Raw genomic sequence first — 14,490 nt, 5'->3', positions numbered from 1 at the left:
CAAGCTCACCGCGTCCCGATCTCGTTATCAATAAGGGCAAAGATGTCGTCGGATGTGGCGGCTTCGATCTTTGCCGAGATGTCACCGGAACTGCCCTCGCTCGCGCCGGTCTCCAGGCGTTTCATTAGCTGTTGCAGACGCGAGGCCACCCGCATGCGAGTAACTTCCTGTGCGGGCAGGGCCAGCAGTGTCGCTTCGAGACGGTCCAATTCGGCGTCGGCGTCACGACTCCCGTCGGACGAGTCGTCGACCAGCTCGCCCAGCAGGAACTCAGCAAGGGCCGAGGCCGTCGGATAGTCGAACACGAGCGTCGACGGAAGGCTGAGTCCCGTTGCCACTGCCAGGCCGTTACGTAGTTCGACAGCGGTGAGGGAGTCGAACCCGAGAGCCTTGAACGGAACAGCCGCCTCGACAGCGGTGGCGTCGGCGAAGCCGAGTACGGCGGCGACCTGCGCCCGTACCAACTCCCCGACGAGGGACCGGCGTGCCACTGCGGACTCCCCAGCCAGGCGGTCTCGTAGTCCGTCCTTCTCCGGAGCAGCCTCGATAGCGGGGAGGGTGCGTGGTGGTGCGACCTCGTCCCAGAACCGGTTCTCCCGCACCGCCGTCATCACCGGAACAAACCGACCCCAGTCAACATCCACCACCGTCACACAACCCGACACCGACTCCAACACACCCAACGCCACCCCAGGATCCAACGCCACCACACCACCACGCCCCGCACGCTCCAACACACCACCACCAGCCATACCCCCCTCAGCCCACGGACCCCACGCCACCGACGCACCCACCAACCCCCGAGAACAACGCCACTCCACCAACGCATCCAACGCCGCATTCGCCGCCGCATAACCACCCTGACCCACACCACCCCACACACCAGCCGCAGAAGAAAACAACACAAACGCATCCAACGACCGACCCTCCACCACCCGATGCAAATTCCACGCACCACCCGCCTTACCACCCCACACACCACCCAACCCACCACCAGACAAACCACCCACCACACCATCATCCAAAACACCCGCCACATGCACCACAGCCGACACATCAAACCGCTCAAACAAACCCTCCACCTCACCCAACACACCCACATCACACGCCACCACATCCACCACAGCCCCCAACCCCACCAACTCATCCCGCAACCCCACCGCACCCACAGCACCCAACCCACCACGACTCACCAACACCACACGACCAGCACCCCGACCCACCACCCAACGCGCCACCCGACCACCCAACACACCCGTCCCACCCGTCACCAACACCGTCCCCGAAAACCCACCAACACCCAAACCCCCACCCGAAGCTGACTCAGGCGAAGGACCAGACGGAACCGCAGGAACCAGACGACGACCGAACACACCACCACCACGCACCGCCAACTCACCCTCACCCACCACACCACCCGCCAACACATCCACCAAACGACCCACCACACCACCATCCACAACCTCAGGAACATCAACCAACCCACCCCAACAACCCGGCTCCTCCAACGCCACCACACGACCCAAACCCCACACACCCGCCCTCACCGGACGCAACACCACATCACCACCACCCACACCCACCGCACCCGACGTCACCACCCACACACCACCAACCCCACCCACATCACCCCACGCCTGCACCAACACCGCCGACCCCACCAACCCCACCGGCACACCCGAACCCACCAAACCAGCCGAACCATCCGAACCAGCCGAACCAGCCACGTCACCCGCATCACCCGCATACGCCGACTCACCCTGACCCAAGAACGACACCACCCGCCCACAACCCGCAAACCCAGCCAACAACCCCGCCAACACCCCACGATCCACATCACCCACACCCACCACCAACCGACTCACCCGCGCCCCACGAGACACCAACTCCTCAGCCAACAACCCCGGCCAAGGATCCCCACCACCCTCGAACTCCACCAACAACCACTCACCCGAAACATCCCGATCAGAACTCACACCCACCGGAGTCCACGAGACCTCGTACTTCAGCCGGTCCACCGCCGCACGCTCCTGGCGACGCCTACGCCACGCGGAAAGCGCCGGAAGCGCTTCGCTCAGCGAAGACCCTGCCCCCAGCCCGAGCTCTGCGGCAAACAGATCGGCATCACCCCGCTCGACCGCCTCCCATATCTCGGCGTCGGCACCCACACCGGGCTCCGCCAGGGCAGCGGGCTTCACACGCGGCCAGTAACGCTCACGCTGGAAGACATACGTCGGCAGATCGACGGCGACCGCACCCGTGGGCGCGTAGAACCCCTGCCAGTCCACCGGACAACCATCCACCCACAACCGGGCCAGCGCGGTGACAACCGTGCCCGACTCAGGACGCTTACGGTGCAGCAACGGCACAGCCGGCGCACCTTCACACGTCTCGCCGACCGCGCCCACCAGACTCGCGTCAGGACCGACCTCCACGAACCGGGACACACCCAGAGCCCGCAACCGGGTCACGGCATCCGCGAACCGCACCGTCCCACGCACCTGATCCACCCAGTACCGGCCCGTGAACTTCTCCACCAACTCACCCGTCAGGGTGGACACCACGGGGATCTGCGGGCGATGCATTTCAATGCCAGAGGCAGCATCACCAAACGCCTCCAGCATCGGGTCCATCAACACCGAGTGGAACGCATGACTCACCTCCAGCCAACGCCCATCACGGCCGGACAGAGACGCGGCAACAGACTCAACAGCCGCACGCTCGCCCGACAGAACCACCTGACCAGGAGCGTTCACCGCAGCGATGGACACACCCTCGACAAGAAGCGGCGACACCTCCTCCACAGACGCGCGCACCGCCCACATCGCACCACCCTCAGGCAACGCCTCCATCAGCTGGGCACGCGCAGCCACCAGACGGCACGCATCCCCCAGCGACAGCACACCGGCCACATGAGCGGCAGCCAACTCGCCCACCGAATGGCCCACCACATAATCGGGGACCAGGCCCCACGACTCCACCAGCCGGAACAACGCCACCTCGACGGCGAACAGCGCGGGCTGTGCCCAGCCCGTACGCCGCAGCGCCTCCCCGTCCCCGAACATCACCTCACGCAACGGCCGGTCGAGCAGCACGTCGAAATGCCCACACACCTCACCCAAAGCCCCGTCGAAGACCGGGAAGGTAGCAGCCAACTCCGCTCCCATGCCGAGCCGTTGGCCACCCTGGCCCGAGAACACAAACCCGGTCAGACCACCACTGTTCGCCGTACCGAAGACGACGTTACGCGCGGGTCGACCTGCCATCAGTGCCTCGAGCCCGGCTTTGAACTCCTCGGAGTCCGAGCCGAGTACTACCGCACGGCTTTCAAGGCCGGTTCGGGTGGTGGCCAATGACAAGCCCACGGCCTCCGGCTTCATGCCCGAAGCAGGGTCGGACGCCAGGCGGCTCGCCTGCGCTGCCACCGCATCGGTCGACTTCGCCGAGAGCGGCCATGGCACCAGCGGTAGCTTCCATGCCTCCAGTTGACCGCCCTGTCCCGACAGGTCATCACTGACCGGGACAGCGGCCAGCTCGGGTGCTTCTTCGATGATCACGTGTGCGTTGGTGCCGCTGACGCCGAACGCGGACACACCGGCCCGCCGCGGCCGGTCCGTCTCCGGCCAAGCCCGACCCTCGGCGAGCAGTTCCACCGCACCCGCCGACCAGTCCACGTGCGACGACGGCGTACCCACATGCAGCGACTTGGGCATGGCCCCGTGGCACATCGCCTGCACCATCTTGATGACCCCGGCCACACCCGCCGCGGCCTGGGTGTGACCGATGTTCGACTTGACCGACCCCAACCACAACGGCCGCCCCTCCGGCCGCCCCTGCCCGTAGGTGGCCAACAACGCCTGCGCCTCGATCGGGTCACCCAGAGAGGTACCCGTGCCGTGCGCCTCCACCGCGTCCACGTCCGCCGCCGACAGACCGGCATCGGCCAGAGCCTGCCGGATCACCCGCTGCTGGGAGGGGCCGTTGGGCGCGGTGAGACCGTTGGACGCGCCGTCCTGATTGACCGCGCTGCCCCGCAGCACAGCCAGTACGGGATGCCCATGGCGCCGAGCGTCCGACAACCGCTCCAGTACGAGAACGCCGGCGCCTTCCCCCCAGCTGGTGCCGTCCGCGTCGTCAGAGAACGCCTTGCACCGTCCGTCACCGGCCAGGCCGCCCTGCCTGGCGAACTCCACGAAAGCGCCCGGCGTCGACATCACCGTCACACCACCGGCCAACGCCAGCGAACACTCCCCCGAACGCAACGACTGCGCCGCCAGATGCATCGCCACCAGGGACGACGAACACGCCGTATCCACCGTCACCGCAGGACCCTCAAGCCCCAACACATACGACACCCGACCCGAGAGCACACTCCCCGAACTCCCGGTCCCCCCATAGCCGTCACCCGACTCACCTGCCAGGGCCAGCAGGGCCGGGTAGTCCTGGCCGTTCGTCCCCGCGAACACACCAACCGGCCGTCCACGCAGGGACATCGGGCCTATCCCCGCACGCTCCAGAGACTCCCACGCCACCTCGAGCAGAAGACGCTGCTGCGGATCCATCGCCAACGCCTCACGCGGCGAAATCCCGAACAGACCAGCATCGAAGTCCGCCACCCCCTCCACGAAACCACCCACCGGCGCAAAGTCCCCACCGGCCTCCCAACCCCGGTCCACCGGGAAACCACCCATGGCATCGACCCCACCCGACACCAACCCCCACAAACCCTCCGGAGAAACCACCCCACCAGGGAATCGGCACCCCATCCCCACCACCACGACCGGATCCTCCACACCAGCCACCACCACCGACGGAACCAGCACACCCGACGAAGCGACGCCCTCACTCCCGAACAACTCACCGATCAAGAAATCAGCCAGCGCCTCCACCGACGGGTAGTCGAACACCACCGTCGAAGCCAACTTCAACCCGGAAGCAACCACCAGGGCGTTCCGGAGTTCGACAGCGGTGAGCGAGTCGAAGCCGAGGTCCCGGAATGCCGTCGCCGTATCCACGGCAGTGGAATCCGGAAAGCCGAGCACAGCACCGACCAGCCCGCGCACCAACTCCCTCACCTGCGCGCGCCTGGACGTGGCAGCGAGGCCCGCCAACTGTTCCTTCAGGCCGCCTGCCGTGGCAGGCAAAGATCCTGATGGCGCAGCGGGGAGGGTGCGTGGTGGTGCGACCTCGTCCCAGAACCGGTTCTCCCGCACCGCCGTCATCACCGGAACAAACCGACCCCAGTCAACATCCACCACCGTCACACAACCCGACACCGACTCCAACACACCCAACGCCACCCCAGGATCCAACGCCACCACACCACCACGACCCGCACGCTCCAACACACCACCACCAGCCATACCCCCCTCAGCCCACGGACCCCACGCCACCGACGCACCCACCAACCCTCGAGAACAACGCCACTCCACCAACGCATCCAACGCCGCATTCGCCGCCGCATAACCACCCTGACCCACACCACCCCACACACCAGCCGCAGACGAAAACAACACAAACGCATCCAACGACCGACCCTCCACCACCCGATGCAAATTCCACGCACCACCCGCCTTACCACCCCACACACCACCCAACCCACCACCAGACAAACCACCCACCACACCATCATCCAAAACACCCGCCACATGCACCACAGCCGACACATCAAACCGCTCAAACAAACCCTCCACCTCACCCAACACACCCACATCACACGCCACCACATCCACCACAGCCCCCAACCCCACCAACTCATCCCGCAACCCCACCGCACCCACAGCACCCAACCCACCACGACTCACCAACACCACACGACCAGCACCCCAACCCACCACCCAACGCGCCACCCGACCACCCAACACACCCGTCCCACCCGTCACCAACACCGTCCCCGAAAGCCCACCAACACCCAAACCCCCACCCGCAGCTGACTCAGGCGAAGGACCAGACGGAACCGCAGGAACCAGACGACGACCGAACACACCACCACCACGCACCGCCAACTCACCCTCACCCACCACACCACCCGCCAACACATCCACCAAACGACCCACCACACCACCACCAACCACACCACCATCCACAACCTCAGGAACATCAACCAACCCACCCCAACAACCCGGCTCCTCCAACGCCACCACACGACCCAAACCCCACACACCCGCCCTCACCGGACGCAACACCACATCACCACCACCCACACCCACCGCACCCGACGTCACCACCCACACACCACCAACCCCACCCACATCACCCCACGCCTGCACCAACACCGCCGACCCCACCAACCCCACCGGCACACCCGAACCCACCAAACCACCCGAACCATCCGAACCAGCCACGTCACCCGCATCACCCGCATACGCCGACTCACCCTGACCCAAGAACGACACCACCCGCCCACAACCCGCAAACCCAGCCAACAACCCCGCCAACACCCCACGATCCACATCACCCACACCCACCACCAACCGACTCACTCGCGCCCCACGAGACACCAACTCCTCAGCCAACAACCCCGGCCAAGGATCCCCACCACCCTCGAACTCCACCAACAACCACTCACCCGAAACATCAGCCACCTCACCCACCACAACCGACCGCCACACCACCTCGTACTTCAACTGGTCCACCACCGCACGCTCCCGCCGCCCCCGCTGCCAAGCCGACAGCGCCGGCAACGTCTCACGCAACGACGAATCCAGCCCCACCCCGAGCTCAGCAGCAAACGACTCCACATCGCTCTTCTCGACCGCATCCCACAGTCCGGTGTCCTTCGGCTCGCTGCTGCGCGCGGCCTCGGGGTTGTCCATCCAGTAGCGTTCCCGCGCGAAGGGGTAGGTGGGCAGATCGATGGCAACCGCACCCGTGGGCGCGTAGAACCCCTGCCAGTCCACCGGACAACCATCCGCCCACAACCGGGCCAACCCCGTCACCGCAGTCAGCGGCTCCGAACGCTTCCGGTGCAACAGCGGCACCGCAAGCACGTCATCGCCGCAGGCCTCACCGACCGCGCCCACCAGACTCGCGTCAGGACCGACCTCCACGAACCGGGACACGCCCAGGGCCTGGAGCCGGGTCACCGCATCCGCGAACCTGACCGTCCCACGCACCTGATCCACCCAATACCGCCCCGTGAACTCCTCCACCAGCTCACCCGTGAACGTCGAGACCACAGGAATCTGCGGGCGATGCATCGCCATGCCCGAGGCAACGCCGCCGAACGCCTCCAACATCGGATCCATCAGAGCCGAGTGGAACGCGTGACTCACCTCCAACCAGCGCCCCTCACGGCCGGACAGAGATACGGCAACAGACTCAACAGCCGTACGCTCACCCGACAGAACCACCTGACCAGGAGCATTCACCGCAGCGATCGAAACACCCTCCACCAGAAGCGGCGTGACCTCCTCCGCAGACGCCCGCACCGCCCACATCGCACCACCCTCAGGCAACGCCTCCATCAGCTGGGCACGCGCCGCCACCAAACGACACGCATCCCCCAACGACAACACACCCGCCACATACGCGGCAGCCAACTCACCCACCGAATGGCCCACCACATAATCCGGCCGCACACCCCACGACTCCACCAACCGGAACAACGCCACCTCAACCGCGAACAAAGCGGGCTGCGCCCAACCCGTCCGCCCCAACGCCACCCCATCCCCGTCCCCGAACATCACCCCACGCAACGAGCCGCCAAGAAGCCCGTCGAAATGAGCACACACTTCACCCAACACAGCACCGAACAACGGGAACGCCTCGGCCAACTCCCGCCCCATACCGACCCGCTGCCCACCCTGACCCGAGAAGACAAACGCAAGCCGTTCCCGGGATCGCGCCGTCCCGCCGCGTGAGGCCGTGCCTCGGACGAGCGTCGGTGACGGCTGACCCGCCGCCGCCTGTCCCAGGTCGTTGATCGCCGATTCCACGTCCGTCGCGAGCACTACCGCCCGGTGCTCGAACGAAGCGCGTCCGGTTGCCAGCGAGTAGCCCACGTCCGCCGGGGCCACGTCGGGCCGTGACGTCAGTGAGGTCCTCAGGCGGGCGGCGAGCCGTGGCAGGGCATCGTCCTGACGGGTCGAGAGCAGCCACGGCACCACCGGCAGCTCCGCACGGCGCCCGCGGGTACCTGCGAGAGTCACCCCGCCCGCAGCCCCGGAGCCTGTGCCGGAGCCCTGTTCCGATCCAAGTTCCTCAGTGGCAGTCGAGGTTGGGGCCTCTTCAAGAATGACGTGGGCGTTCGTGCCACTGATCCCGAACGACGACACGCCTGCGCGCCGCGGTCGGTCCGTACGGGGCCAAGGGCGGTCTTCCGTCAGGAGTTCCACTCCTCCCGAGGACCAGTCGACGTGAGACGACGGCGTACCCACATGCAAGGACCGGGGCAGCGCCTCGTGCTGGAGAGCGAGCACCATCTTCATCACACCCGCGATGCCGGCGGCGGCCTGGGTGTGCCCGATGTTCGACTTCACCGAACCCAGCCACAACGGCTGCCCCTCCGGCCGCCCCTGCCCGTACGTGGACAGCAGCGCCTGCGCCTCGATCGGGTCCCCCAACGACGTACCCGTACCGTGCGCCTCCACCACATCCACATCCGACGCCGACAGGCCCGCGTTCGTCAGCGCCTTGCGGATCACCAGCTGCTGCGAAGGGCCGTTCGGTACGGTGAGGCCGTTGGAGGCTCCGTCCTGGTTGACCGCTGTTCCCCGGACGACCGCCAGTACCCGGTGCCCGTTCCGCAGGGCGTCGGACAGCCTGCTGACGACCACCAGGCCGACGCCCTCGGACCAGCCCGTGCCGTCAGCGTCGTCGGAGAACGCCTTGCACCGGCCGTCGGCGGCCAGGCCCTGCTGCTTGCTGAATTCGAGGAACATTCCGGGCGTCGACATGACGGTGACACCGCCGACCAGGGCGAGTGAGCACTCCCCCGACCTCAGCGACTGGGCCGCCGTGTGCAGTGCCACCAGGGACGACGAGCATGCCGTGTCCACCGTCAGCGCCGGGCCCTTGAGACCCAGGGTGTAGGCGACGCGTCCGGAGGCGACCGCCATGGAGTTCCCGGTGAGCAGATACCCCTCCACGCCTTCCGGCAGGGCGGTGAGGTGCGATCCGTAGCCGGTCGAGGCCGCGCCCACGAAGACGCCGGTGTTGCTGTTCTTCAACGAGTGCGGATCGATGCCGGAGTGTTCGAACGCCTCCCACGAGGCCTGGAGCAGCAGCCGCTGCTGCGGGTCCATCGCCAGGGCCTCGCGGGGGCTCATGCCGAAGAACGCCGGATCGAACTCGGTCGCGTCGTGGACGAAGCCACCCTCCCGGGCGTAACTCGTCCCGGTCCCGGTCCCCGTCCCGGTGTCCGACGGGTCGGGGCTGTAGAGCCGTTCCAGGTCCCATCCGCGGTCGGCGGGGAAGCCGGACCTGCCCTCGCCACCGCGGTCGAGGAGCTGCCAGAGATCCTCCGGTGAGCGTACGTCGCCGGGGAACCGGCAGCTCATGCCGATGATCGCGATCGGCTCGGTGCTCGCCGACTCGATCTCGCGCAGCCGCCGGTGTGCCTGGCGGAGGTCGCCCGTGACCTTCTTCAGGTAGTCGAGCAGCTTCTGCTCGCCGTCAGATTTCCGCACAGCCTGGTTCTCGCTCAAGACGCGCCACCAAATTCGCCGTCGATCATTTTGAAGAGTTCGTCGGCCGTGGCCGACTCAAGGGCGTCGTCGTCGACGACGCTGCTGTCCGTTCCGCCCGCCACCACGGCCCACTTGGCCGCGAGTGCCTGGAGGCGCCTGCTCACCGCGCCGTCCGGCCCGTCGCCGGGTGCCCCGCCCTGCGCCGTGCCGTCCAGCCTGCCGCCGGCCGCGAGCCGGTCGAGGGCCTGCTCCAGCCGCTCGATCTCGTCGAGTGCCGCGCTTCCCGTCCGTACGGTGTCCTCGCCGCCACCGGGCGCTGACTCACCTTCGTCCGGGAGGAGTTCGCCCAGTAGGTACTCCGCGAGTGCCGTCGGTGTCGGGTAGTCGAAGACCAGCGTCGCGGGCAGCCGGATTCCGGCGGCCGTGTTCAGCCGGTTGCGCAGTTCGATGGCGGTGAGTGAGTCGAACCCGATGTCGTTGAACGCCTGGTCCGGTTCGATCTCCTCCGCCGTGCCGTGGCCGAGTACCGTCGCGGCCTGCCCGCAGACCAGGTCCAGCAGGTGGTCCGCGCGGTCGGCCGCCGACATGGCGCGCAGGCTCCGGACCAGCCCGATCCCCTCGGACTCGGCACTCGCCACGGCGGCCGTCCTCCGCGGCGCGGCGCCCGCGAGGGCGCGGAACAGTGGCGGGACCGGCCCGGCGGCGAAGGCTCCCGGGCCGGTGCTGAGCCTCATCGGGAGCAGCGCCGCCCGGTCGACGGTGAGCGCGAAGTCGAGGAGCGCCATGCCCTGTTCCTCGCCCAGTGCCCGCAGTCCGGCCTGTTCCATACGTGCGATGTCGGTGTCGGTGAGGTGGCCCGTCATGCCGCGGTCCGCGACCCAGGGACCCCAGGCCAGGGACACCGCGGGCACTCCCCGTCCCCTGGCCCACCGGGCGAACTCGTCGACGAACGCGTTGGCCGCCGCGTAGTTGGCCTGCCCGGCGCCGCCGAGGGTTCCGGCAGCGCCCGAGAACAGGACGAACGCGGCGAGATCGGCGTCCTTGGTCAGTTCGTAGAGGTTGAGGGCCGCGTCCATCTTCGGGCGCAGTGCGGTGTCCATGCGGTCCGGGTCCAGCGCCGGGATCATCCCGTCGTCGACCACGCCCGCGACATGGACCACGGCGGTGAGCGGGTGGGCGGCGGGGACGGCGTTCACGGTGCGTGCGAGCGCGGCCCGGTCCGAGGCGTCGCACGCCTCGATCCGTACGTCGGCCCCGAGCGCGGTCAGCTCCGCGCGCAGCTCGGCCGCGCCGTCGGCCGATTCGCCGCGGCGGCTGACGAGCAGCAGGTTCCGTGCCCCGTGCTGTTCGACCAGGTGCCTGGCCACATACCGTCCGAGGCCACCTGTGGCACCGGTGACCAGTACGGTTCCGTCGGGGCTGAGCCGTGCGGGGACGGTGAGGACGACCTTGCCGATGTGGCGTGCCTGGCTGACGTACCGGAAGGCGTCCGGTGCCCGGCGTACGTCCCAGCTGGTCACCGGGAGCGGGCGCAGTGCCCCGGCCGCGAGGAGGCGCAGCACTTCGGTGAGCATCTCGCCGATGCGCTCGGGCCCGGCCTCGATGAGGTCGAATGCTCCGTACGCCACTCCGGCGTGCTGTTCGGTGACGCTCTCCGGGGTGCGGATGTCGGTCTTGCCCATCTCGACGAACCGGCCGCCCGCACCGAGCAGACCCAGTGAGGTGTCGACGTACTCGCGGGCCAGTGAGTTGAGTACGACGTCCACCCGGCCGCCCGGTGCGACCGTGCGGAACTGCTGCGCGAAGTCGAGGTTCCGCGAGGAGGCGATGTGGTCGTCGCCGAGTCCCAGGTCCCGCAGGGCATGCTGCTTGCTGTCGCTCGCCGTGCCGAACGCCTCGGCTCCCAGGTGCCGGGCGAGTTGCACAGCGGCCATCCCGACGCCGCCGGCCGCCGCGTGGACGAGGACCTTCTCGCCCGGCTGGAGCCGGGCCAGGTCGACGAGCGCGTAGTAGGCGGTGAGGAACACGATCGGCACGGAGGCCGCCTGCTCGAAGGTCCAGCCGTCCGGCATGGGGGCGATCATCCGGTGATCGGCGACGGTCACCGGCCCGAACGCCTTGCCGAACATGCCGAGGACGCGGTCCCCGGGTGCGAACTGGGTTACGTCGGGGGCGACTTCGGTGATGACGCCCGCTCCCTCGACCCCCATGGCGCCCGGTTCTCCCGGATACATGTCGAGTGCGTTGAGTACGTCGCGGAAGTTCAGGCCCGCGGCGCGCACACCGATCCGTACCTGGCCGGGTGCCAGCGGTTCCCGGAGTTCCGGGTCGGCGACCAGGGCGAGGTTGGCCAGGGTCCCGCGGCCGGTGGTGTCCAGGCGCCAGACGTCGGTGCCGGGCGGAGGGACCAGGGATCCGTCGTCGGCGAGGCGGGCCAGGCGCGCCGCCCGTACCGCCCCGTCGCGTACGACGACCTGCGGCTCGTCACCGGCGAGGACGCGTGGCAGTTCGCGTACGGACTGCTCGGCGCCGTCGATGTCCACCAGCACGAAGCGGCCGGGTTCCTCGGACTGGGCGGAGCGGATGAGGCCCCAGACCGTGGCCGCCGCGGGGTCGCAGAGCCCCTCCCGCAGGGACTCGGGGTCGGCCGCCACCGCGCCACGGGTGATCAGGGCGAGCCGGGAGGATGCGAACCTGCGCTCGCCCAGCCACTGTTGGACCAGTGAGAGGACGCGGTTCGAGAGAGCGCGCGCCTCCTGCGCCATTCCGGAGGTGTCGTCTCCGGAGGTGTCGTCTCCGGAAGTCTCGTCTCCGCCGGTGCCTGCCCCGTCTGCTCCCCCGTCTGCTCCTGCCTTCGCGGAGATGCACGGCACCAGGACCACATCGGGGGCCGGGCCTTCGCCGAGGGCGTCGGGACCGGGGACGTGGCGTACGCCGAGCGTTCCCGCCAGGTTCAGTTCGTCGGGACCGAGTACCGCCCACGACGTGGTGTCGGCCGCGCTCGCACCGGGCAGCGCGGTGTCCGCCCAGTCGAGGCAGAACATCGCGTCCGGGTACCGCGTGGGCGAGGTGTGCAGCTGCGCGGCGGACACCTGGCGCATCGCCAACGAGTCGACGCAGGCGACGGGTTGGCCCGTGCCGTCCGCGATGGACAGGGTCAGGGAGTCGGCTCCCGCCTTGGCCAGCCGTACGCGCAGTGTCGACGCTCCCGATGCGAACAGGGAGACACCGGACCAGGAGAACGGAAGTCTGCTCCGGCCGCTGCCGTCGAGTGCGACGAAGGTCAGCGCCTGCAGGGCCGCGTCGAGCAGCGGCGGGTGGAGTCCGTAGCGGGCTGCCTCTGCCGCGTGCTCCTGGTCCAGGGCGATCTCCGCGAAGACCTCCTCGCCGACGCGCCAGGCCTGCCGCAGCCCTTGGAAGGACGGCCCGTACGCGAATCCGCCCTGGCGGTACATCTCGTAGAAGCCGGAGACGTCGATGGCTTCCGAGCCGGGCGGTGGCCAGGCCGTGAGGTCGAACGCGGCAGCCCGTTGGGCGGTGCCCAGGGTGCCGGTGGCGTGCAGCGTCCACGGGGTGTCCGCCGGGCCGCCGTCGGGGCGCGCGTGCAGCTGGAGCTGGCGCAGGCCCGTCCCGTCGGGGCCGCCCACCGCGAGCTGGAGTTGGACGGCGTGGTCGGCGGGCAGGACGAGGGGTGCGGCCAGGGTCAGTTCTTCGACCTGGTCGCAGCCGACCTCGTCGGCCGCGCGCATCGCCAGCTCCAGGAAGGCGGTGCCGGGGAAGAGGACGGTCCCCATCACTTCGTGGTCGGCGAGCCACGGGTGGTCGTGGACGCTGAGCCGGTTGGTGAACAGGTGGCCGTTGTCACCGGCCAGTGCGACGGCGGCGCCGAGCAGCGGGTGCCCCGCGTCGGCCAGGCCGACCGCCGACACGTCACCGGGCCTTCCGGCCATGGCCTCCGGCCAGTACGGCTTCCGCTGGAAGGCGTACGTCGGGAGTGCGGTGACGACCGCACCTGTCGGAGCGTGGAACGCCTGCCAGTCGACCGGGCAGCCGTCCGCCCAGAGCCCGGCGAGTGCGGTGACGGCGGTGGCCGGTTCGGGCCGTTCACGGCGGAGTACGGGGACGGCGAGCGCCCCGTCGTACGTCTCGCCGATCGCGCCGATCAGGCTGGCGTCCGGGCCGAGCTCCAGGAACCGGGTCGCGCCCAGGGACCGGGCGCGGGTGACCGCATCGGCGAAGGCGACGGCACCCCGGACCTGGTCCGCCCAGTACCGGGCGTCGAACTCCTCGACGGGCTCGCCCGTCAGGGTCGAGACGATGGGGATCCGCGGGCGGCGCATCTCGATGTCCTGCGCCACCTTGCCGAACTCCGCGAGCATGGGGTCCATCAGGGCCGAGTGGAAAGCGTGGCTGACGTCCAGCCATCGGCCCCGCCGGTCGGAGAGTGTGGCGGCGACCGTCTCCACGGCCGTCCGTGCACCGGAGACCACCACTTGGCCGGGGGCGTTGACGGCTGCGATGGACGCACCGTCGACCAGCAGCGGAGCGACCTCGTCGGCGGTGGCCCGTACGGCCCACATCGCACCGCCCGCCGGCAGCGCCTGCATCAGACCCGCCCGAGCGGCTACCAACCGGCACGCGTCCTCCAGGGACATGACCCCCGCGATGTGGGCGGCGGCCAGCTCACCGACGGAGTGTCCGACAAGGACGTCGGGGGTGATCCCCCACGACTCGACGAGCCGGAAGAGTGCCACTTCGACCGCGAACAGTGCGGGCTGAGCCCATCCCGTCTGCCGCAGCGCGTCCGCGTCCTCGCGCACGACTTCACGCAGCGGACGGTCGAGCACCGCGTCGAAGTGCG

2 protein-coding genes (1 of these 2 cut by a window edge) are annotated in these 14,490 nt (G+C 68.7%); both read right to left on the bottom strand.

The features are described 5' to 3' along the window. Positions 1 to 5 precede the first annotated feature (5 nt). Complete coding sequence (locus OG709_RS28435; protein WP_329168073.1) at positions 6 to 9,647, bottom strand: type I polyketide synthase; 9,642 nt, start codon at positions 9,645 to 9,647, stop codon at positions 6 to 8. Further along, positions 9,644 to 14,490, bottom strand: partial view of a type I polyketide synthase gene (locus OG709_RS28430; RefSeq protein WP_329168072.1) — the final stretch only. It continues 19,879 nt past the right edge of the window; the window shows 4,847 of its 24,726 coding nt (coding positions 19,880-24,726); its start codon lies beyond the right edge, outside the window — the gene reads right to left on this strand; its stop codon occupies positions 9,644 to 9,646. The genes OG709_RS28435 and OG709_RS28430 overlap by 4 nt, the downstream gene beginning before the upstream one ends.

Source organism: Streptomyces sp. NBC_01267, from assembly GCF_036241575.1.
Taxonomy (GTDB): domain Bacteria; phylum Actinomycetota; class Actinomycetes; order Streptomycetales; family Streptomycetaceae; genus Streptomyces.
The sequence above is the reverse complement of the archived record's forward strand: the minus strand, read 5'-3'. Positions and strand labels throughout refer to the sequence as shown.